This is a genomic window from Streptosporangium sp. NPDC020072 (assembly GCF_040631445.1).
Taxonomy (GTDB): domain Bacteria; phylum Actinomycetota; class Actinomycetes; order Streptosporangiales; family Streptosporangiaceae; genus Streptosporangium.
The window spans coordinates 255,291-275,439 of sequence record NZ_JBEYAB010000007.1 but is presented as its reverse complement, the minus strand read 5'-3'; the positions used below and the strand labels follow the sequence as shown (position 1 = coordinate 275,439).

Genomic DNA, 20,149 nt, shown 5'->3' with positions numbered 1-20,149 from the left:
CACGACGACTGTCACGGGGTCTAGAGAGCGGCGCACGGGCGCGGTGCACGGGCGCGGTTAAGCTGAGGGGCTATGAGGCGGCTACTACGACGGCGGGACGAACCTCGGACGGCCGGAGAGGTGGCGGCCGCGGCGGCGGTGGCCATGCCGATGGCCGAGCCCGACCCGTCCTCGGCCGCCTTCTTCGACGTCGACAACACGATGATGCGCGGCGCCTCCATCTACCACTTCGCCAGGGGGCTGGCCTCGCGCGGCCTGTTCACCACCAAGGACCTGCTCAGGTTCGCCCTCGGCCAGGTCATCTTCCGCGTCCGCGGCGACGAGAACCCCGACCACATCGCCAAGGCCAGGGAGACCGCGCTGGCGTTCGTCGCGGGCAGCAAGGTCGAGGAGATCGTCAGGCTCGGCGAGGAGATCTACGACGAGGTGATGGCCGACCGCATCTGGGCGGGCACCCGCGCCCTCGCCCAGGGCCACCTGGACGCCGGCAGACGGGTCTGGCTGGTCACCGCGACGCCGGTCGAGCTGGCCCGGGTCATCGCCCAGCGCCTCGGCCTGACCGGCGCCCTGGGCACGGTCGCCGAGACCAGGGACGGCGTCTACACCGGGCGTCTGGTCGGCGACCTGCTCCACGGTCCCGCCAAGGCGGCGGCCGTACGGGCGCTGGCCCGCCGGGAGGGGCTCGACCTGGACCGCTGCTCCGCCTACAGCGACTCGGCCAACGACCTGCCGCTGCTCTCGCTCGTCGGTCACGCGACCGCGGTCAACCCGGACGCCGAGCTGCGCGAGTACGCCAGGGAGAACGGCTGGGACATCAGGGACTTCCGTACCGGCCGTAAGGCGACCATGATCGGACTGCCCATCGCCGCGGGCGCCGGGGCGGTCGCGGGCGGAGTCGCCGCGGCCGTCGCCCTGCGCCGCTTCTACCGCTCCAGGTGACCCGCTCCGGATGATCCGTTCCAGGTGACCCGAGAGGGTCAGAGGAACGGCGGGAAGGCGTGTCCCCGCCGCAGGCGCAGCTCGTTCAGCTGCTGCTGGATGACCTCACGGACCTGGTCGGTGAGGTTGAGGACCAGCATGGGGTCGTCGGCGTCCGAGGGGGCGAACTCGTCGGTCCTGATGGGCTCGCCGAAGCCGATCACCCACTTGGACGGCAGCGGCACCAGCCCGAGCGGGCCGAGCCAGGGGAAGAACGGCGTGACCGGCAGGTACGGCAGGCCGAACGCCCTGGCCAGGAAGCGCAGGTCGCCGATCTTGGGGTAGATCTCCTCGGCCCCCACGATCGCGCAGGGAATGATCGGCACCCCCGCCCTGATGGCCGAGGCGACGAACCCGCCACGGCCGAAGCGCTGCAGCCGGTAGCGCTCGGAGAACGGCTTGCCCACACCCTTGAACCCCTCGGGGAAGACCCCGACGAGTTCGCCCTTGCGCAGCAGGCGGTCGGCGTCCTCCGGGCAGGCCAGGGTGTGCCCGGTCTTGCGGGACAGGTGCCCGAGCACGGGGAGCTGGTAGACCAGGTCGGCGCCGAGCAACCGTACGGCGCGGTGGCTCGGGTGCTCGTCGTGCAACGCCACCTGGAGCATGAGCGCGTCGAGCGGGACGGTGCCCGAGTGGTTGGCCACGACCAGGGCGCCGGAGTCGTCGGGGACGTTGTCCATCCCGACGGTCTGGACGCGGAACCAGTGCCGGTACAGCGGGCGGATGAGTTCGAGCAGCACCCGGTCGGTGAGCTCGGGGTCGAAGCCGAACTCGTCCACGTCGTACTGTCCGGAGACCCGGCGCCGCAGGAAGTCCAGCAGTCCCGCGACGCGGTCGTCCTTCTCGCTCACCGTCCGGCCGCCGTCGGGAGGAGACGGGAGGGCAGGCCCCGCGAACGGACGAAGTCCTCGAACGCGGCGGCGGTGGAGAACTTGGGCCGCCAGCCGAGCTCCGCGGCGAGCCTGGTGGTGTCGACCACGCGTCCGTAACGCATCAGGCGCACCTGCTCGGCGGAGTAGCCGGTCAGCCCCGTGCCCTTGACCAGGTCGCCCATGAGGTCGCCCATGAGCCGGAAGGCCGGTGAGGGCAGCGGGATCGTCGGCAGGCCCGCCCTGCGGGCGCACTGGGACAGCAGCAGCACACCGTCCCCGGCCACGTTGAACGTTCCGGGGTGGTCCTCGGTGGCCATCCGCCTGAGCACCTCGACGGCGTCGTCCTCGTGGACGAACTGCAGCCGGGGGTCGAAACCGAGCACGGTCGGCAGGACCGGCTGGGTGAGGTAACGCGTCAGGGGCGAGTCGATGCCCGGTCCCATGAAGTTGGCGAACCTGAGTGTCGAGACGACCACGTCCGCGCGTCGCCTGGCGAAGCCACGGACGTAGCCCTCGACCTCTGAGGCGTCCTTGGCGTAGCCATGGCCCGGGTGCTCGCCGGGATCGCTGTCCTCGGCGAAGACCGCCGGGTCGTGCGGGGAGGAACCGTACACCGCCGTGGTCGAGCGGATCACGACACGGCGGACCGTCGCGGACCGCTGACAGGCACCGAGCAGTTGCATGGTGCCGATGACGTTGTGCTCTTTCATGAGGGCCCTGCCACCGCTCCGCGAGGGAGCGCTGACCAGGCTCATGTGGACCACAGTGTCGATGTCGGCGGCCGCGATCACCTGGGCGATGTCGGGGCTGCGCAGATCGACACGGACGAACTCCGTCCGGCCGGGAGGTACGCCGCCATCACGTGAGAGCGAGGGCGGCGGCACCGTGTCCACTCCGATGACCCGGTCGATGGCCGGGTCAGCCGCGAGAACGCTCGCCACTCGGGCGCCGATGTGGCGCGAGACCCCGGTGACAAGCACGGTATGGGTCATCGGCGCCTCGCAGATCCGCGTCGCTACTTCTTGTTACGCCGCTGGATGCGGGTCTTCTTGAGCAGCTTACGGTGCTTCTTCTTCGCCATGCGCTTACGGCGCTTCTTGATCACAGAGCCCACGGGACCCCCAGGTAGCTGGTAGCCGAGTTTGTCAGACCGGTGCGCGCGAGCACACCGGCTCAACAGACTACCGGCGATCCGTGGTAGATCGCCCCCTGGGGGGAGCCCGGGTACCGGAACTCACGGCGTGACGCGCACGCCGCTACCCCACCGTCGTCTTGTCGAAGGCCGGGTTCCCGTCACCGGATCTCACCCGGGGACCGGAACCCGTCGGCCGTTCGCCCGTCTTCGCTCACCCGGTGGCCGGGTCACCCAGGACCCCGGCCGCCGGGCTCACCCGTCGGGCTCGCACCGCTTCAACCAGCCTCGATGTAGGCGTCCCTGAGATAGTCGTGGACCGCCTGCTCCGGCACTCTGAAGGATCGGCCGACCCGGATGGCCGGCAGCTCGCCCGAATGCACGAGTCGGTACACCGTCATCTTGGACACCCTCATGACAGTGGCCACTTCGGCCACGGTCAGGAACTTCACCTCACTGAGAGGTCTTTCGCCTGCACCCATCGGACGCCTCTTCCGCACGTGTTTCCGGGTTATCCCCACTGGTGCCATTGCTCACGCACGTGTACTGCCGTCAGCGTAAGACGGGACTCCGAGTGTGCAAACCCCCCACTGTCTCAGTCTTCGCAGTCCCACGTCAGCGAAACGGAAGAAAACGCTGGCCAGCAGCCGGAACCCACCTCTCCCCCTGGTCTTGGAACGGACCAACTGTCTCTTCTCAGAGTCGCCCACAACGGCCAAAAATTTGGCAAACGGGTGGCGAGGCAGATGGAATGCAGGCGCGAAAAGCACGTAAGGGTCGGGCCGATTCGTGCAACGCCCGTCTCAGAGAGCCCGTACGACTCTCTCGATCAGATGATCCGTCAGCGGAGCGTAATACCTCGGTAGCACGTTGTCGTCAAGGGGTACGGTGACCGCGATCTTCCCCTCGGCCTCACCGACGAAGAGCGCGGGGTCGTTGCTGTCGGCGAAACCGACCGTGAGGACGCCCGCCTCCCCTGCCGCCCCGGCCCAGCCGTGGTCGGCGATCACCAGGTCCGGCCGCCCGTCGCCGAGTTCGGCGAGCATGGCCTCCATGGGGGCCGCGTCGTGGGTGTGCGCGAAGTTGCCCCGGTCCGCGACCATGGCGACACCGCCCAGGTAGCGGATCTCGTGCTTGCGGCCCGAGGCGGGGCTGCGGTGGGACCAGCCCTCGGCCGGGTCGAGCAGCGTCGCGCCATGCCTGCTGAGCAGACCGGCCAGCACCAGGTGCACGGCCAGCAGCCCGGTCGGGTGGCCGGTGGCGATCAGCACCCTCGGCGAGCCGACGCGCAGCGCCCCGGCGATCGTGTCTCCCATCGCCTCGACGGCGTCGATCGTCAGGTCGGGGTCGATGGTGTCCTGGCCGTCGCGGTGGTCGGGGTCGGCCACGACCCCGGCGGACTTGGCCATCAGTTCGAGGACGTCCCGCTCGTCCCAGCGGCCCTCCGGCCTCAGCCCGAACAGGTGGCGCGGCTCCCGCTCGGCCAGTGCCCGGTAGTGGTCGAGGTTGTTCTCCCTGCTGGTGGCCACGTCCCCGGCGATGCGGGTGCGGACCAGGTGCGCGCGGAGGCTCTCACGTGTCATCGGCCGCCGGTCGCTCATCCGTCCTTCCCCTCCTGTCTCGGCGTGATCTCCCACCGTCACGGTCATGGGAGGGGGTCCAGTCCGTGGAAGGGGAAGATGGCCTTCCTTGTCGCCATGATGGCTCTGTCGATCGGGTCTGCTGGATCATAACCAGCAGAAAAATCCCGAAATTCCGGGTTCCTGCCGTCGGTCAGCGTGAGCGGCGCCGTCTCCCCCGTGCGCTCGGCGACGAACCGCCGCCAGCCGGGAGGCGTCTCGGTCTCCGGGTCGAGCGGGTGACCGGAGACCTCGGCGATCAGGTGGGTCCAGGCCCTGGGCACCACCCGGACCAGCTCGTATCCCCCGCCGCCGGTGACGACCCAGCGCCCTCCCGCGGTCTCGTGCGCCAGCTCGTGCAGGGCCGCGTAGGCGGCGCGCTGGCCGTCCAGGCTGAGCATGAGGTGGGCCAGCGGGTCCAGCGCGTGGCTGTCGCAGCCGTGCTGGGTGACCAGGACCTCGGGGGCGAACTCCCGCAGCAGCGGCGGCACGACCGCGCCGAAGGCCCTCAGCCAGCCGATGTCCCCGCATCCGGCGGGCAGCGCGACGTTGACCGCCGTCCCCTCCGCCCCGCGCTCGTCGGGGAAGCCCGTCCCGGGGAAGAGCGTGCGGGGGCTCTCGTGCAGGCTGATCGTCAGCACCCTGGGGTCGTCGTAGAAGGCGGCCTGGACCCCGTCGCCGTGGTGCACGTCCACATCGACGTAGGCCACCCGGGTCGCGCCCTGGGCCAGCAGCCAGGCGATCGCCACCGCCGGGTCGTTGTAGACGCAGAACCCGCTCGCCGCGTCGGGCATCGCGTGGTGCAGCCCGCCGGCGACGTTGACCGCGTGCTCGGCCTCGCCGTGCCACACGGCGCGGGCCGCGGCGAGGGTGGCACCGGTGATCAGCGCGGAGGCCTCGTGCATCCCGGCGAAGGCCGGGGTGTCCTCGGTGCCGATCCCGTGGGCCCGGTCGGGGCGCCCCTCCGCGGAGGCCCGCCTGACGGCCTCGATGTAGCCGCGCCCGTGGACCATCGCCAGCTCGTCGTCGGTCGCGGCCACACAACCGGCCACCTCGACGGCGTCGAGCACGCCCAGCTCCCTGGCCAGCGCCATGGTCAGCTCGACCCGCACGGGCGCGAGCGGATGCCCCGGCCCGAAGTCGTATCCGGTGAGCGCGTCGTCCCAGACGACCCTCACGGACCGGCTCATGCGCCCTCCCTGTTCGATCGCGACGCGAGAAACGGGCGCTCCGGTACGGCCCCGCCCCCGGATCTCCCCACCCCGGCCGACGTTACCGCACGTGCAGACGCACAGACCCATCCGGCCTCTGACGGCCCCCAGGCGGCCCCTCGGGGCCCTCAGGCGGGCACGACCTCGGCGACCCTGCGCAGTCTCCTGACCGCGGGCACCAGCAGCAGGCAGACGCAGCCGCACACCGCGACCACCGCGGAGACGGCCAGTGTCTCCCGCGCGCCGAACACCCCGGCGAGAGGCCCGGCGAGCACCTGCCCGACCGGTACGGCGAGCGTCGAACCGCCGACCTCGTAGGCGGTGACCCGGTTGAGCGCCTCCGGAGGCACCTGCGTCTGGATGCTCGTGGCCCACATGACCGACCAGAACGCCCAGCCGACACCGCCGACCACGTGCCCGGCCATCAGGACCCCCAGCGGCGCCCCGATCGCGATCGTCAGCGGTTCGAGCGCGAAGCCGAACATGCCGATCGCCCCGGCCATCAGCGGGCGGGCGGGACGCACCCGCATCGCGAGCAGGCCGCCCAGGATCGTGCCCGCGCCCGAGGCCGACATGACCAGTCCGTACGCCTGGTCCCCCAGCCTGCCGCCGATCAGCACAGAGCCCAGCGGGATCAGCGGGCCGAACAGGGTGGCGCCGAAGATGATCCAGACCAGGATCACCGACCACATCCAGGTCCTGGACCGGAACTCCAGCCAGCCTCCGCGCAGGTTGCGCCACATCGACTCCTCGGCGACGACCGGGGAGCCCGGGGGCAGACGCATCAGGAGCAGGCAGGTGGCGCTGATCGCGAACCCCACGGCGTCGAGCGCGAAGACCACCCCGACGTTGACGAAGCCCGCGACGGCCCCGGCGACCCCCGGCCCGACCAGCATCATGATCGACTCGGAGACGCGCAGGGTGGCGTTGGCCCGCTGCACGTCCCTGGCCACCCTGGGGATCGTGCTGGCGACGCCCGGCTGGTACATGGCGGCCGCGGCGCCGTTGATCGCCGAGATGACCAGCACCTGCCACAGCGTGGGGGTGCCGAAGACGAACAGCGAGGCCAGCAGCGCCTGGGTCACGACCCTGACGACGTCCGCGCCGATCATCATGCGGCGCGGGGTGAACCTGTCGGCGAACACCCCGCCGAACAGGATCAGCAGCGCGACCGGTGCCATCCAGGCGGCCAGTGCCAGCCCGACGCCGGTCGGACCGTACCCCAGGCCGCCGACGCCGAGCGCGGTCGCGATCGGCACCATCGCGCTGCCGAGCATGGAGACCGAACGGGCGGTGAAGAAGAGGCCGAAACCCCGCGACCAGACCGCGGGTCTCTCCCGTTCCCCCTGGCCGACGGCTCGTACGGCTTGCCCGCCCATCACATCACTCCCCGAGGCTTCCGTGGAGATGATGCCGCTTATCGCAAGAAAAGGAAACTTTACTGACTAATAGGGGATATCACCCACCGGCGAGCTGACGGCTTCGGTCCCTGGCGGCCTCGATGGCGGCCAGGAAGGCCGCGCGGACGCTGTGACGCTCCAGCTCGGCGATGGCCGCGATGGTCGTGCCGCCCGGCGAGGTGACCGCCTCCCGGAGGATCACCGGGTGCTCACCGGAGTCACGGAGCATGATGGCCGCGCCGACGATCGACTGGGTGACCATGTCGAGGGCGGCGGAGCGGGGCATGCCGAGCAGGATGCCCGCGTCGACCATGGCCTCGACGAGATAGAAGAAGTAGGCCGGGCCGCTGCCGGACAGCGCGGTCGCGGCGTCCTGCTGGGACTCGGGGATGCGCAGCACCTTGCCGACCGGCCGCAGCAGGTCCTCGGTCAGCCGCAGGTGCTCCTCGGCGGCGTGGGCGCCCGCGGAGATCACGCTCATCGCCTCGTCGACCAGCACCGGGGTGTTCGACATGACCCGCACGACCGGGACGTCGCCGGCCAGCCTCGACTCCACGAACGAGGTCGTGATGCCCGCCGCCGCCGAGATCACCAGCCGGTCGGCGGAGACGTGCGGGGCGATCTCGGTCAGCAGGGAGCCCATGTCCTGCGGCTTGACCGCGAGGATGATCGTCTCGGCGCTCTCCGCGGCCTCGGCGTTGGTCACGATGCGCACGCCGTACCGCTTGCCGAGGTCGGCGGCCCGCTCAGGGCGCCGCGCCGTCGCCAGCACATCGTCCGGCTCGAACCCGGCCCGCAGCAGGCCCGACAGCAGGGCCTCGCCCATCTTCCCGGTTCCCAGAATCGCGATCACGTCAACGCACCTTGCATGAGGAGAAGCGGATGACCAGCCTAAGGGCAGCCCTGACGAGCCAGGACGCGGGTGGTTGAACCGTACGGCGCCGTGATCCGTTGACAGGGTTATGCGTAGGATCGTGATTCCCGTCCTGGCCGGAGGCCTGCTGCTGACGGCGGCCTGCGGTACCCAGAGCGTCCAGAGCGGCGCCGTCGTCCCCGAGGCTCCCGCGGGCGCCGCGGGCGGCGCCGTCCCCTCCCTCTCGGTGGGCCACACCGTCGCCCCCAGGGTCGAACCGACAGAAAAGGGCGCCCCCAAGCCGGTCAAGCCGGAAGGCCACGCCATCGGCCCGCGCAAGGTGGCCTGGCTGTCCGCCAAGCCGTCGAAGGACGGCCGGAGCCTGCGGGTCGTCTGGTGGTCCGGGGTCGAGCCCTGCCAGGTGCTCGACCGGGTGACCGTCAAACAGACCTCCAAGCGGGTGACCGTCACCCTCTGGGAGGGCCAGAGCGGCAAGATCCAGAACCCGGTCTGCATCGACATCGCCATCAAGAAGGTGACGACCGTCAAGCTCAAGGCCCCCCTCGGGCACCGCAAGGTCGTGGACGGCGCCAAGCCCGCCCCCAAGCCCAAGAACTGACCCCCGGTCAGGGAACGTTCGCCACCCGCCTGCACCCGCCGGGCCGGGCGGGCCGCTCGTCGGTCCAGCCCTGCTCGGTGTAGGCCGTGTAGTCGAGCACCGTGCCCCGGGGCAGCCCGCCACGGTTCGTCACCGCGGTGCTCCTGTCCCCGGCCAGCTCCCCCGTCCGGGGGTCGACCATGATCTGGTAGTCGGTGGGAATCCTGACCTTGGACGGCCGGTCGGCGTTGATCCGCACGGCCACCTCGGTACGGCCCAGCGCGTCGACGACCTCCCCGACGACCTCCGTGCCGGGACGGCCCGCGAGGATCCGCAGCGCCGCGGCCCGCAGGGCGGGAGGGCTCGGCAGATCCAGCAGCGAGACCGCGGCGAGACTCAGGTACTCCTCCTCCCCCGCGTCTTTCGGCACCTCCCTCCGCGCCGCCCTTCCTGAGACGGGGGGCGCCTGGCGCGGGCGGGTCCGCAGGGTCCTCAGCCGTTCGAGCAGCGCCGCCGGGTCCGTCGGCAGCGCCTGCAGTTCGGCGAAGGTCAGCTCGGCCGCCCTGTGGTCGTACAGGATCCTCCCGGACCCGGTGTTCCAGGAGTATCCACACATGTTCGACATATCACCCAGCGTGTAGTCGTACTTCTCGGCCGGGTTCCACGGCTTGCGCGCCTTTCCACGCGGCAGGACCAGGGAGCGTTTCGGCTGTGCCTCGGAGATGACGAGGGTGGGATCATCGGGCTTCCGCGGTGCCCAGAGCACGACGTCGTAGGTGTTGATCACGACACCGCTGGAGACGGCGTCCGACGGGAAGAGCGACCCGACGACGGAACGGCGCCGCCAGTAGGCACCGGTCCCCACGGGGGCCTTCTCCACCTTGTCCGCGAGGTCCAGGAGGACCTGCCCTCCCTTCGCCGGGACCACCACGGTCGGCGGTACGGCGTCGCCCAGGCCGGACACGACGACCGTGACCGCCACCGCGACCGCGACCGCCACGGTCGCGGTGGCCACCCCGGCGACCGGTGTCCATCGCCGCGCCACGGCCCTGGCCGTACGGGTCCCGGGGTCCTTCAGGCGCGCCCTGGCACGGGCCACGATCTCGGGCGTGGGCGGCGGCGCGTCGGGCAGGTGGGACGCCATCAGGGTGATCTCATCCATCGTGGGCCTCCTCCAGCGGGTTGACGCCGCCCAGTGCCTTGCGTAGCTGTTTGCGGGCCCGGTTCAGCCGGGAGGCCACGGTTCCGTAGGGGATGCCGAGTGCCTCGGCGACCTCGGCGTGCGCCAGGCCGCCGAGCGCCAGGAGCAGCACCACGTCGCGGTCCCGCTTGGCCAGACCGGCGAGCGCCCCCGCGAGCCTGCCCGTCACCTGCTCCGCGGTGACCCTCGCCGCCACCGCGTCCTCGTGTCCCTCGTGCGCCCGCCCCCACGGGGTGCCGGTACGGCTGAGCGCCTTCCAACGGCGTACCTCCTGGCGCCGATGCCTGGCGACGAGGTTGGTGGCGATGCCGTACAGCCACGGTCTGACGGCACCCCTGGCCGCGTCGAAGCGGTGGCGGTCGCGGAAGGCGATCAGGAAGGTGTCCGCCGCGAGATCGTCGGCGGCGTCGGTGTCCAGACGCCTGGCGACATAGCGGTGGATCTCGGCGAAGTGGGCGTCGAAGACCCGGTCGAATGCCTCCCCGACCCCCTCCGCCAGGTCCACATCGGAGGGGTCGATCATGTCGGGGCCGTCCCGGGAGCGATCATGCGTGTTCCTTCGTTGGGGGATGTGGATCGCCCGTTGTTTCCCGGATTCCGGGAACCCTTTCACGCGCCCAAGGGTTGAGCGGCATAGACTCAAGTCGTTTGACAAACACCACTCGAAGCTCCACTATGAGTCTGACCCACTCAACTTTGACTACAAGGACGTACTCATGGCACGTGCGGTAGGTATCGACCTGGGGACGACCAACTCCGTCGTCTCGATTCTCGAAGGCGGTGAGCCCACGGTCATCGCCAACGCTCAGGGCTCGCGGACCACCCCGTCCGTGGTCGCCTTCGCGAAGAACGGTGAAGTCCTCGTTGGTGAGGTCGCCAAGCGGCAGGCCGTCACCAACGTCGACCGGACCATCCGCTCGGTCAAGCGCGAGATGGGCACCACCTGGGCTCAGGAGATCGACGGCAAGAAGTTCTCCCCGCAGCAGATCAGCGCCTTCGTCCTGCAGAAGCTCAAGCAGGACGCCGAGGCCTACCTGGGCGAGAAGATCACCGACGCGGTGATCACCGTCCCGGCCTACTTCAACGACGCCCAGCGTCAGGCCACCCAGGAGGCGGGCACCATCGCCGGCCTCAACGTGCTGCGCATCATCAACGAGCCGACGGCGGCCGCGCTCGCCTACGGTCTCGACAAGGAGAAGGACGAGACCATCCTCGTCTTCGACCTCGGTGGCGGCACCTTCGACGTGTCCCTGCTCGACGTCGGCCAGGAGGACGGCCACGGCTTCGTCGAGGTCAAGGCCACCAGCGGCGACAACCACCTCGGTGGTGACGACTGGGACCAGCGCGTCGTCGACGAGCTGGCCAACCGCTTCAAGAACGCGCACGGCGTCGACCTGACCAAGGACAAGATGGCCCTGCAGCGTCTGCGCGAGGCCGCCGAGAAGGCCAAGATCGAGCTGTCCAGCCAGTCCGAGACCTCGATCAACCTTCCCTACATCACGGCCTCCGCCGAGGGTCCGCTGCACCTGGACGAGAAGCTCACCCGGGCCGAGTTCCAGCGGCTGACCGCCGACCTGCTTGAGCGGTGCAAGGGCCCGTTCAACCAGGTCGTCAAGGACGCCGGCATCAAGGTCTCCGACATCGCCCACGTGGTCCTCGTCGGCGGCTCGACCCGTATGCCCGCGGTCGCCGAGCTCGTCAAGGAGCTGACCGGCGGCAAGGACCCCAACAAGGGCGTCAACCCGGACGAGGTCGTGGCCATCGGCGCCGCCCTGCAGGCCGGTGTGCTCAAGGGTGAGGTCAAGGACGTCCTGCTGCTCGACGTGACCCCGCTGTCGCTGGGCATCGAGACCAAGGGCGGCATCTTCACCAAGATCATCGAGCGCAACACCACGATCCCCACCAAGCGCTCCGAGGTCTTCACCACGGCCGAGGACAACCAGCCGTCGGTGCAGATCCAGGTCTACCAGGGCGAGCGTGAGATCGCGGCCTACAACAAGAAGCTGGCCACCTTCGAGCTGACCGGCATCGCCCCGGCGCCGCGCGGCATCCCGCAGATCGAGGTCACCTTCGACATCGACGCCAACGGCATCGTCAACGTCTCCGCCAAGGACCTCGGCACCGGCAAGGAGCAGACGATGACCATCACCGGCGGCTCCGCGCTGCCGAAGGACGACATCGAGCGCATGATGCGCGAGGCCGAGTCCTACGCCGAGGAGGACAAGCGTCGCCGCGAGGAGGCCGAGACCCGCAACAACGCCGAGTCGCTGGTCTACCAGACCGAGAAGTTCCTCGGCGAGAACGCGGAGAAGGTCCCCGACGACATCAAGAACGAGGTCAACGAGGCCCTCACCGAGCTGAAGAAGTCCCTTGAGGGCACCGACTCGGCGACGATCCGCGCCTCCGCGGAGAAGCTCGCCACGGTCAGCCAGAAGATGGGTTCCGCCATCTACGCCCAGTCCCAGGCCTCCGAGGGCCAGGCCGGTGCGGCGGGCGCCGCGGGCGCCGACGGCCAGAAGGCCGACGACGACGTGGTCGAGGCTGAGATCGTGGACGACGAGCCGAAGCGCGACAACGGCGCGAAGTGACGTCGCAGGCCGAGGGGAGCACGAGCGTGAACACGCGTGAGAACGGTTCCGAGCAGGAGCCGGTGATCCGCGACAACCGCAAGATCGACCCCGAGACGGGGCAGGCGCGCGCGGCGGACGGTGAGCAGGTCAAGGAGCAGGCCGAACAGCCCGCTCCGGCCGCCGACCTGGCCTCGGCCGAGCTGGCGATCCAGCTCGCCGAGCGCACCGCGGACCTGCAGCGTCTCCAGGCGGAGTACTCCAACTACCGCAAGCGGGTCGATCGAGACAGGACCCTGATCAAGGAACAGGCGGTGGCCGGTGTGCTGACCGAGCTGCTCCCGGTTCTCGACGACATCGGCAGGGCCCGCGACCACGGCGAGCTCACCGGCGGTTTCGCCAAGGTGAGCGAGTCGCTGGAGGTCGCGACGGGCAAGCTGGGGCTGAGCGCCTTCGGGACCAAGGGCGAGCCCTTCGACCCGACGGTGCACGAAGCCCTCATGCACAGCTACTCCCCCGATGTCACCGAGCCGACCTGCGTGGAGATCCTGCAGCCCGGCTACCGAATCGGCGACCGCGTGCTCCGCCCCGCGCGGGTCTCGGTCGCCGAGCCCGAAGAAGAGCCTGTCGCGAGCGACAGCTGAACCCCCCGTATCTGAGATCTGAAAAGGAACTGAGATGAGCACCAAGGACTACCTGGAGAAGGACTACTACGCCGTCCTTGGTGTGCCCAAGACCGCCACCGCCGAAGAGATCAAGAAGGCGTACCGGAAGCTGGCCAGGCAGTACCACCCGGACGCCAACCAAGGCAGCACGGAGACCGAGTCGAAGTTCAAGGAGGTCTCCGAGGCCTACGACATCCTGTCCGACACCAAGCGCCGCAAGGAGTACGACGAGGCGCGGACGCTGTTCGGATCAGGACTCGGCGGCTACGCGGGGGCCGGGGGGGCCTCGCGTGGGGGTGGGTTCCCCTTCGACCTGGGAGACCTGTTCGGAGGCACCCAGCAGGGCGGCACGGGCGGCGGGGGTGGCATCGGCGACATCTTCGGAGGCATCTTCAACCGGGGTGGCGCCCAGCGTTCCGGGGGGACGACCACGAGGGCGCGGCGTGGCCAGGACATCGAGTCCGAGGTCACGCTCTCCTTCGGCCAGGCGGTCGAGGGGACCACGGTCTCGCTCCGCCTGACCAGTTCCTCGGCCTGTACGGCCTGCGCGGGCACGGGGGCGAAGGCCGGGACGACCCCGAGGGTCTGCCCGACCTGCGAGGGCACCGGGGCTGCCAGCAGGAACCTCGGCAACTTCGCCTTCTCCGAGCCGTGCCGTGACTGCAAGGGCAGGGGGCTGCTGGTCGACAACCCGTGCGAGGTCTGCGAGGGCAGCGGACGGGGCAAGAGCACCCGGACGATCCAGGCGCGCATCCCGGCGGGGGTCGGAGACGGTCAGCGCATCAAGATCAAGGCCAAGGGCGCACCGGGCGAGAACGGCGGTCCCGCCGGTGACCTGTACGTCCAGATCCACGTCAAGCCGCACCCTGTCTTCGGCAGGACCGGCGAGAATCTGACGATCACCGTGCCCGTCACCTTCACCGAGGCGGCGCTCGGGGCCGAGATCAAGGTGCCGATCTTGAAGGGGTTGCCGGTCACGCTGCGCATCCCCGAGGGCACGCCCAACGGCCGCACCTTCCGGGTGCGGGGCAGGGGTGTGGCCCGTAAGGACGGCACGAAGGGCGACCTGCTCGTCACGGTCGAGGTCCTGGTGCCTCAACAGCTGGAGGACAAGGCCAGGGGGGCCCTTGAGGACTTCCGCGACGCGACGGCTGGTGGTGACCCCAGAGCCGAGCTCATCGAACTGGCCAGAAGCGAGTAGCCATGGACGCCAACTACTTCGACCTGTCGGACGACACCCCCGTATATGTGATCTCGGTGGCGGCCCAGCTGTCCGGCCTCCATCCCCAGACCCTGCGCCAGTACGACCGTCTCGGCCTGGTCAGTCCGGGCCGTACGGCGGGGCGTGGACGCCTGTACTCGACACGCGACATCGTCATGCTCCGCGAGGTGCAGCGGCTCTCCCAGGAGGAGGGCATCAACCTCGCGGGCATCAAACGCATCCTGGCGCTGGAGACCGAGGCACTGCGCCTTCGTGACGAGAACCATCGCCTGCGCGCGGAGATGGCCATGATCCGCGCCCTGATCCAGTACCAACTGCCGCCCGCCTGACACTCCAACTCGAAGGCCGGGGGGACATCATCGCGCCGGCCCGCCCGGCGCCGTAGCCGCCGAACGGAGCAAGGCAGACAAGCATGGACTACAAGCTCACCCAGAAGAGCCAGGAGGCTCTCTCCTCAGCGATCAGGCGGGCGGCCGCCGAGGGCAACCCCGAGGTCGCCCCCGCCCACCTGTTCACCTCGCTGCTCGCCCAGACCGGCGGCACCGCCGTACCCCTGCTTGAGGCCGTCGGCGCCGACTGGAAGAAGCTGCGCACCGAGGCGGAGACGCAGCTGGCGGCCCTGCCGAAGGCGCAGGGTTCGACGGTCAGCGCCCCGTCCAGCTCGCGGCAGCTGCTGACGGTGCTGAACACCGCCGCCCAGCGGGCGACCCAGCTTGAGGACCTGTACGTCTCGACCGAGCACCTCCTGGTCGGCCTCGCCGCGGACGGCGGCCCGGTCGCCGAGCTGCTCAGGCGCAACGGGGCGACCCCGAACGCCCTGCTCGACGCCTTCGAGAAGGTTCGCGGGCACGCCAGGGTGACCAGCGAGACACCCGAGGACACCTACCAGGCGCTGGAGAAGTACGGCGTCGACCTGACCGAGCGGGCCAGGGCGGGCAAGCTGGACCCGGTGATCGGCCGTGACTCGGAGATCCGCAGGGTGATCCAGGTGCTCAGCCGCAGGACCAAGAACAACCCGGTGCTGATCGGTGAGCCCGGCGTCGGCAAGACCGCCGTCGTCGAGGGGCTGGCCCAGCGGATCGTCGCGGGCGACGTGCCCTCAAGCCTGCGCGACAAGCGCCTGGTCGCACTCGACCTGGGCGCGATGGTCGCCGGGGCGAAGTACCGCGGTGAGTTCGAGGAGCGCCTCAAGGCCGTGCTCGGCGAGATCAAGGAGAGCGACGGGCAGGTCATCACCTTCATCGACGAGCTGCACACCATGGTCGGCGCGGGCGCGGCCGAGGGCGCCATGGACGCGGGCAACATGCTCAAGCCCATGCTGGCCCGCGGCGAGCTGCGGATGATCGGCGCGACGACGCTCGACGAGTACCGCGAGCGGATCGAGAAGGACCCCGCCCTCGAACGGCGTTTCCAGCAGGTCTACGTCGGCGAGCCGACCGTCGAGGACACCATCGCGATCCTGCGCGGCCTCAAGGGCCGCTACGAGGCCCACCACCAGGTGCAGATCGCCGACGGCGCGCTGGTGGCCGCCGCGGCGCTGTCCGACCGCTACATCACCTCCCGGTTCCTGCCGGACAAGGCGATCGACCTCGTCGACGAGGCCGCCTCCCGGCTGCGCATGGAGATCGACTCCCGTCCCGTGGAGATCGACCAGCTCCAGCGGAACGTGGACCGGATGAAGATGGAGGAGCTGGCGCTCGCCAAGGAGACCGACGAGAGCAGCCTGCAACGCCTCGAACGGCTGCGCAGGGAGCTCGCCGACCGGCAGGAGGAGCTCAACGGCCTGGTCGGCCGCTGGGAGCGGGAGAAGGCGGGCCTGAACCGGGTCGGTGACCTGAAGAAGAAGCTCGACGAGGTGCGCGGCGCCGCCGAACGCGCCCAGCGCGACGGCGACTTCGAGGCCGCCTCCCGGCTGATGTACGCCGAGGTGCCCAGGCTGGAGGAGGAACTGGCCGAGGCGACCGCCGCCTCCCAGCCCGAGGACCCGATGGTCAAGGAGGAGGTCGGCCCGGACGACATCGCCCAGGTCATCTCCTCGTGGACGGGCATCCCCGCAGGCCGTCTGCTCGAAGGCGAGAGCTCCAAGCTGCTGCGCATGGAGGACGAGCTCGGCAGGCGCCTGATCGGCCAGCGTCAGGCCGTGCAGGCGGTCTCCGACGCCGTACGGCGCGCCCGAGCGGGCATCGCCGACCCCGACCGGCCGACCGGAAGCTTCCTGTTCCTCGGCCCGACCGGCGTCGGCAAGACCGAGCTCGCCAAGTCGCTGGCCGACTTCCTGTTCGACGACGAGCGGGCGATGGTCCGCATCGACATGAGCGAGTACGGCGAGAAGCACAGTGTGGCGCGTCTCGTGGGCGCCCCTCCCGGCTACGTCGGCTACGAGGAGGGCGGCCAGCTCACCGAGGCGGTCCGGCGCAGGCCGTACGGCGTGGTGCTGCTCGACGAGGTCGAGAAGGCCCACCCCGAGGTCTTCGACATCCTGCTCCAGGTGCTCGACGACGGGCGGCTGACCGACGGGCAGGGCAGGACCGTCGACTTCCGCAACGTGATCCTGATCCTCACCTCCAACATCGGCTCGCAGTTCCTGGTGGACCCGGGCCTCGACAAGGAGACCCAGCGCAAGGCGGTGCTGGACACGGTCAGGAGTTCCTTCAAGCCGGAGTTCCTCAACCGGCTCGACGAGGTCATCCTGTTCGACGCGCTCGGCACCGAGGAGCTGTCCAGGATCGTCGACCTGCAGGTGGCCCACCTGGCCAGGCGCCTTGCCGACCGGAGGCTGACGCTGACGGTCACCCCGGCCGCGCGTGACTGGCTGGCGCTGACCGGCTACGACCCCCTGTACGGCGCGCGTCCGCTACGCCGTCTGGTGCAGTCGGCGATCGGCGACACGCTGGCCAAGAAGGTGCTGGCCGGGGAGATCCAGGACGGTGACGAGGTTCTGGTCGATCTCGACGAGAAGGGGGACACCCTGGTCGTGGGACCGTCGGCAAGAGTTTGACCAGCATCGGTCCAAACGCTCCCGGCGCAGGGCTCTTCCTGTTACTTTCAGCATTCTTCCGACAACCGAAAGTAACAGGGAGACGCGCATGTCGAACGGGTCACGCAAGACCCGCGGGATCCTCGCGGGGGCGGTGCTCAGCACCGCCCTCGTCGGTGGACTCGCGGCCGGGTTCGGACTTCCGGCGGCTGCTTCGGCCTCCGTCGTGGACTCGCTGGTGCCATGCCTGCTGCAGGCGCCCGGGACCGCACCGACGGTCTGTGAGGGAACCAACGATTTCCTGGACGCGCAGCGGACGACGGTCGCCAACGGGCTCGCGGCCGGGAAGGCTCCGCTGCGGGTCACCGACAAGGTGATAGCCCCTCAGGCGGCGAACGCGCTCTCGTTCGCCAAGAACCTCTTCGGTCTGGTGAACGAGGTCGTCGCCGCCGAGGGCATCATGGACCCCAAGTACAGCAACTTCGCCAAGAACGCCACTGAGTCCGCCAGGACCCAGTCGGTCAGCGTCGCCGAGGGCAACCTGTCCGACCCACCCGCCTACGGTGTGAGCGTCGGCGAGACGCGCAAGAACGTCAACGCCGGCCGTCCGCAGTCGGCCCCCGTGCCACCGGAGACCCACGGCCGGTCGGACAACCCCTACGAGCTGACGCCGCTGCCCCGCCCCGCCTCGGCCAGGGAGATCGGCGACGAGCGCCCCTCGGCCGAGCCGGAGCAGTACGTCCAGCCGCCCGCCGCCCGGCCCGCGGCTCCGAAGCCGGCGCCGAAGCCTCAGCTGCTGTCCCCGCTGGGAACGCTGCTTCCGCTCCTGGGCCTGGGCGGCCTGGGATGACCTGTGGGCCGTGGCTCTCTCTGCGCGGGGACCACGGCCCGACCCTCAGCGCGAGAGGTCGAGCAGCGCGTCCAGCTCGTCCTCGGGAAGCCCCAGATCGACCCTGATCCGGTAACGGGTGCGCAGTAGAGCCGTGTGCTCCCCGCTGTCCCGCACCGCCCTGTGCGCCCCCTCAGTGGCCCACAGATGCGCCTGCCGCAGATCGCCGTAGGCGACGAGGGTCTCGGCGACCGTGAGAGCGGTCGCGGCTGTCACCTCCCCCTCATGTCTGATCGTCTCGATGACCTGCCGTGCCTCGTCCGGCCGTTCGAGCTCGAAGAGGGTGTCGGCGATGCCCGCCCTCGGATCGACGCCCACCTCCCCACCGTCGTCCACGGCCCGCTGGAAGCAGACGAGGGCATGGGCCGGCTGCCCGGCCTGCCGCCACTCCTCGGCGGCGAGCACCAGGATCGCGGCCCGCGAGATGTCTCCGGACACGTACTCCTCGACCAGCCCTTCCAACCGCCGGGCGAGGTCTCCGTGATCGTCGGCCAAAAGTGCCTGCTCAAGCAACCGATCAAGTTGCCCACGTGTCACATGCGCCACATCGCGAGAGTAGCGAGCGGCGCTTGGTTTCGTCCGCACAACGGCAGGTATTCCTTCATCCACCAGTTGTAAACGATTGACTACCAAGCGCGTGTTTCGCCAGGAAAGCGGGCATATGGCAGGCGTCTCCTGCTCGTGGAGCGTTATGTTCGGAGGGGCTGCGATGGGCATGTCCAAGCAGACAACCTTCACTCTGACCTTCCTCGCGGGACTCTCCGTGATCGTCCCGGGGTGTGCCGGATACCTCTCGGCGAGGATGGACGCCGTCGAACGGGCGCATCGTGAGCTCGTCTCCCTGGAGAGCCGGATACGTCAGGAACAGCTCATCTCGCCGGTGGCCGAGGCGGAGGACTCCCCGGCGCGGTTCCGCAACGAGACGGTCGCCGTACCGGGCGTGACGTTGTGCGGCCCCGGGGAGCGCGCGCGGGCGGACAACCGCAGGGAGCGGGGGGCCGGAACCCTCGCCGACGGCGCCCGGACGCCCGACGCCACCTCCGACGGCCGCCCGGGGATCGTCTCCGGGGCACGGGTTTCCGCCTCGGCAGGGGCCTCTGCGGGGACCTCGGTCACCGAGGCCGCGCAGGCGCGGGCCGCGGAGCGCGAGCAGCGGCGCAGGCACCGGCAGGAACGGCTGTGCGCGGCGGCTCAGGAAGAGCCCGCGGCCGACGCCCCCGCCGGCACCTCCGGCGGGGCCTCTGACAGGGCCTCCGACAGGGCCTCTGACGGGGCCCCGGCCGACCCCGTGAGCGGCTCCTCTCAGGCGGAGGCTCCGGCGAACTGACGGTTCAGATAGCCCCTGATCAGGCGTTTCGCCTCGGCGACGATCTGGGGGTCGCCCTCGGAGTCACGCCGGAAGGCCAGTTTCAGCACCGCGTCGGCAGCCTCGACCGCGACGAGGATGGCCAGGTCCAGCTCCTCGCTGTCGGTCAGGCCGTACTCCTGGAGCAGGAGGCCGCGCAGCCTGCCCGCGATCACCGTGTTGCTGTCGGAGACCCCGTCGAGCAGGTTGAGGCCGACGACGTCGCCGAAGTGCAGGACGCCGAAACCTGGAACGGTCCTGTGCATGTCGACGTACTCGTCGATGATCGCGTCGACCGCGTCCCACCAGCCGCCGTAGTCCTCCGACAGGAAGCGCCTGCCGACTCGGGAGACGAACCGTTCGACATGGCGCCTGGTCACCGCCTGGGTGATGGCCCGCTTGTCGGGAAAGAACTGGTAGATCGAACCGATCGCGACACCCGCGCGTTCGGCGATCCTGGTGGTCGAAAGCGCCTCGTATCCGATCTCGTCCAGCAGTTCGGCACAGGCGTCGAGCATCTTCTCGACACGGCGTGCGCTGCGTCGCTGGGTCGGCTGGCGCCGCAGCGGGGCCTCACATGTCTCCTCGGCAGGCATGGTCACCCACCCATCTTGCCCGCC

General features: G+C 70.0%; 20 protein-coding genes and 1 pseudogene. 9 read left to right on the top strand and 12 right to left on the bottom strand.

Annotated features, from left to right (window positions below):
• Nucleotides 1-72 precede the first annotated feature (72 nt).
• A complete protein-coding gene (locus ABZ470_RS18860) occupies nucleotides 73-939 on the top strand; it encodes an HAD-IB family hydrolase (RefSeq protein ID WP_352010947.1) in 867 nt (288 codons plus the stop codon).
• A 38-nt stretch (nucleotides 940-977) separates the two neighbouring features.
• Here ABZ470_RS18860 and ABZ470_RS18855 read toward each other — a convergent pair whose 3' ends face one another.
• From ABZ470_RS18855 to proC, 8 genes are all read right to left on the bottom strand, one after another.
• Nucleotides 978-1,829, bottom strand: a complete 852-nt coding sequence (locus ABZ470_RS18855) for a lysophospholipid acyltransferase family protein (protein WP_352010948.1) — start codon at nucleotides 1,827-1,829, stop codon at nucleotides 978-980.
• Complete coding sequence (locus ABZ470_RS18850) at nucleotides 1,826-2,842, bottom strand: NAD-dependent epimerase/dehydratase family protein (RefSeq protein ID WP_362912477.1); 1,017 nt, start codon at nucleotides 2,840-2,842, stop codon at nucleotides 1,826-1,828. The genes ABZ470_RS18855 and ABZ470_RS18850 overlap by 4 nt, the downstream gene beginning before the upstream one ends.
• Before the next feature lie 23 nt (nucleotides 2,843-2,865).
• Nucleotides 2,866-2,964 carry an AURKAIP1/COX24 domain-containing protein gene (locus tag ABZ470_RS18845; RefSeq protein WP_018654693.1) on the bottom strand — a complete coding sequence of 33 codons (99 nt, stop codon included), beginning with the start codon at nucleotides 2,962-2,964 and terminating at the stop codon, nucleotides 2,866-2,868.
• 296 nt (nucleotides 2,965-3,260) lie between these two features.
• Nucleotides 3,261-3,464: a helix-turn-helix domain-containing protein gene (locus ABZ470_RS18840; RefSeq protein ID WP_012887307.1), complete on the bottom strand. Its 204-nt coding sequence runs from the start codon at nucleotides 3,462-3,464 to the stop codon at nucleotides 3,261-3,263.
• A 321-nt stretch (nucleotides 3,465-3,785) separates the two neighbouring features.
• Nucleotides 3,786-4,583, bottom strand: coding sequence for a phosphatase (locus ABZ470_RS18835; RefSeq protein ID WP_352010950.1), 798 nt, complete (start codon nucleotides 4,581-4,583; stop codon nucleotides 3,786-3,788).
• 44 nt (nucleotides 4,584-4,627) lie between these two features.
• The gene (locus ABZ470_RS18830; protein WP_352010951.1) at nucleotides 4,628-5,791 is read right to left on the bottom strand and encodes an acetoin utilization protein AcuC; all 1,164 of its coding nucleotides are present in this window, start codon (nucleotides 5,789-5,791) and stop codon (nucleotides 4,628-4,630) included.
• Nucleotides 5,792-5,940: 149 nt separating this feature from the next.
• Complete coding sequence (locus ABZ470_RS18825; protein WP_352010952.1) at nucleotides 5,941-7,191, bottom strand: MFS transporter; 1,251 nt, start codon at nucleotides 7,189-7,191, stop codon at nucleotides 5,941-5,943.
• 79 nt (nucleotides 7,192-7,270) lie between these two features.
• The gene (proC, locus tag ABZ470_RS18820) at nucleotides 7,271-8,065 is read right to left on the bottom strand and encodes a pyrroline-5-carboxylate reductase (RefSeq protein ID WP_352010953.1); all 795 of its coding nucleotides are present in this window, start codon (nucleotides 8,063-8,065) and stop codon (nucleotides 7,271-7,273) included.
• A 121-nt stretch (nucleotides 8,066-8,186) separates the two neighbouring features.
• Between proC and ABZ470_RS18815 the strand changes: the two genes are divergently transcribed.
• Nucleotides 8,187-8,684, top strand: coding sequence for a hypothetical protein (locus ABZ470_RS18815; protein ID WP_352010954.1), 498 nt, complete (start codon nucleotides 8,187-8,189; stop codon nucleotides 8,682-8,684).
• A gap of 7 nt (nucleotides 8,685-8,691) precedes the next feature.
• On the opposite strand, the gene ABZ470_RS18810 is transcribed toward ABZ470_RS18815, so the two are convergent.
• The gene (locus ABZ470_RS18810; protein WP_362912474.1) at nucleotides 8,692-9,825 is read right to left on the bottom strand and encodes a CU044_5270 family protein; all 1,134 of its coding nucleotides are present in this window, start codon (nucleotides 9,823-9,825) and stop codon (nucleotides 8,692-8,694) included.
• Nucleotides 9,818-10,387 (bottom strand): RNA polymerase sigma factor, encoded by a 570-nt coding sequence (locus ABZ470_RS18805; protein ID WP_352010956.1) that lies wholly within the window; start codon nucleotides 10,385-10,387, stop codon nucleotides 9,818-9,820. The genes ABZ470_RS18810 and ABZ470_RS18805 overlap by 8 nt, the downstream gene beginning before the upstream one ends.
• A 193-nt stretch (nucleotides 10,388-10,580) precedes the next feature.
• Here ABZ470_RS18805 and dnaK point away from each other — a divergent pair, with 193 nt between their 5' ends.
• The 6 genes and pseudogenes from dnaK to ABZ470_RS18775 all read left to right on the top strand — a co-directional run bounded on the left by dnaK (nucleotide 10,581) and on the right by ABZ470_RS18775 (nucleotide 18,145).
• The gene (dnaK, locus tag ABZ470_RS18800) at nucleotides 10,581-12,452 is read left to right on the top strand and encodes a molecular chaperone DnaK (RefSeq protein WP_352010957.1); all 1,872 of its coding nucleotides are present in this window, start codon (nucleotides 10,581-10,583) and stop codon (nucleotides 12,450-12,452) included.
• A gap of 26 nt (nucleotides 12,453-12,478) precedes the next feature.
• Complete coding sequence (gene grpE, locus ABZ470_RS18795; RefSeq protein WP_352010958.1) at nucleotides 12,479-13,075, top strand: nucleotide exchange factor GrpE; 597 nt, start codon at nucleotides 12,479-12,481, stop codon at nucleotides 13,073-13,075.
• Nucleotides 13,076-13,109: 34 nt separating this feature from the next.
• On the top strand, nucleotides 13,110-14,297 hold the full coding sequence (gene dnaJ, locus ABZ470_RS18790; RefSeq protein ID WP_352010959.1) for a molecular chaperone DnaJ: 1,188 nt from the start codon (nucleotides 13,110-13,112) through the stop codon (nucleotides 14,295-14,297).
• Nucleotides 14,298-14,299: 2 nt separating this feature from the next.
• Nucleotides 14,300-14,575, top strand: a pseudogene (locus tag ABZ470_RS18785) (helix-turn-helix transcriptional regulator); the annotation flags it as partial.
• A gap of 155 nt (nucleotides 14,576-14,730) precedes the next feature.
• Nucleotides 14,731-17,316, top strand: a complete 2,586-nt coding sequence (gene clpB / locus ABZ470_RS18780) for an ATP-dependent chaperone ClpB (RefSeq protein ID WP_362912472.1) — start codon at nucleotides 14,731-14,733, stop codon at nucleotides 17,314-17,316.
• An 88-nt stretch (nucleotides 17,317-17,404) separates the two neighbouring features.
• Nucleotides 17,405-18,145, top strand: a complete 741-nt coding sequence (locus tag ABZ470_RS18775) for a hypothetical protein (RefSeq protein ID WP_362912470.1) — start codon at nucleotides 17,405-17,407, stop codon at nucleotides 18,143-18,145.
• 45 nt (nucleotides 18,146-18,190) lie between these two features.
• Here the strand turns inward: ABZ470_RS18775 and ABZ470_RS18770 are convergent, their stop codons facing one another.
• Complete coding sequence (locus ABZ470_RS18770; RefSeq protein ID WP_352010962.1) at nucleotides 18,191-18,679, bottom strand: hypothetical protein; 489 nt, start codon at nucleotides 18,677-18,679, stop codon at nucleotides 18,191-18,193.
• A gap of 220 nt (nucleotides 18,680-18,899) precedes the next feature.
• On the opposite strand from ABZ470_RS18770, the gene ABZ470_RS18765 reads away from it, so the two are divergent.
• On the top strand, nucleotides 18,900-19,511 hold the full coding sequence (locus ABZ470_RS18765; RefSeq protein ID WP_362912468.1) for a hypothetical protein: 612 nt from the start codon (nucleotides 18,900-18,902) through the stop codon (nucleotides 19,509-19,511).
• Here the strand turns inward: ABZ470_RS18765 and ABZ470_RS18760 are convergent.
• Complete coding sequence (locus ABZ470_RS18760; RefSeq protein ID WP_352011280.1) at nucleotides 19,487-20,125, bottom strand: TetR family transcriptional regulator; 639 nt, start codon at nucleotides 20,123-20,125, stop codon at nucleotides 19,487-19,489. The two genes, ABZ470_RS18765 and ABZ470_RS18760, sit on opposite strands and share 25 nt — an antisense overlap.
• Nucleotides 20,126-20,149 lie beyond the last annotated feature (24 nt).

What these genes read in the sequence shown, in the direction of transcription:
- ABZ470_RS18860 (WP_352010947.1), top strand. Translation starts at nt 73, where the DNA reads ATGAGGCGGCTACTACGACGGCGGGACGAACCTCGGACGGCCGGAGAG.
- ABZ470_RS18850 (WP_362912477.1), bottom strand. Translation starts at nt 2,842, where the DNA reads ATGACCCATACCGTGCTTGTCACCGGGGTCTCGCGCCACATCGGCGCC.
- ABZ470_RS18840 (WP_012887307.1), bottom strand. Translation starts at nt 3,464, where the DNA reads ATGGGTGCAGGCGAAAGACCTCTCAGTGAGGTGAAGTTCCTGACCGTG.
- ABZ470_RS18835 (WP_352010950.1), bottom strand. Translation starts at nt 4,583, where the DNA reads ATGAGCGACCGGCGGCCGATGACACGTGAGAGCCTCCGCGCGCACCTG.
- ABZ470_RS18830 (WP_352010951.1), bottom strand. Translation starts at nt 5,791, where the DNA reads ATGAGCCGGTCCGTGAGGGTCGTCTGGGACGACGCGCTCACCGGATAC.
- ABZ470_RS18825 (WP_352010952.1), bottom strand. Translation starts at nt 7,191, where the DNA reads ATGGGCGGGCAAGCCGTACGAGCCGTCGGCCAGGGGGAACGGGAGAGA.
- ABZ470_RS18810 (WP_362912474.1), bottom strand. Translation starts at nt 9,825, where the DNA reads ATGGATGAGATCACCCTGATGGCGTCCCACCTGCCCGACGCGCCGCCG.
- ABZ470_RS18805 (WP_352010956.1), bottom strand. Translation starts at nt 10,387, where the DNA reads ATGATCGACCCCTCCGATGTGGACCTGGCGGAGGGGGTCGGGGAGGCA.
- dnaK (WP_352010957.1), top strand. Translation starts at nt 10,581, where the DNA reads ATGGCACGTGCGGTAGGTATCGACCTGGGGACGACCAACTCCGTCGTC.
- dnaJ (WP_352010959.1), top strand. Translation starts at nt 13,110, where the DNA reads ATGAGCACCAAGGACTACCTGGAGAAGGACTACTACGCCGTCCTTGGT.
- clpB (WP_362912472.1), top strand. Translation starts at nt 14,731, where the DNA reads ATGGACTACAAGCTCACCCAGAAGAGCCAGGAGGCTCTCTCCTCAGCG.
- ABZ470_RS18775 (WP_362912470.1), top strand. Translation starts at nt 17,405, where the DNA reads ATGTCGAACGGGTCACGCAAGACCCGCGGGATCCTCGCGGGGGCGGTG.
- ABZ470_RS18765 (WP_362912468.1), top strand. Translation starts at nt 18,900, where the DNA reads ATGTCCAAGCAGACAACCTTCACTCTGACCTTCCTCGCGGGACTCTCC.
- ABZ470_RS18760 (WP_352011280.1), bottom strand. Translation starts at nt 20,125, where the DNA reads ATGCCTGCCGAGGAGACATGTGAGGCCCCGCTGCGGCGCCAGCCGACC.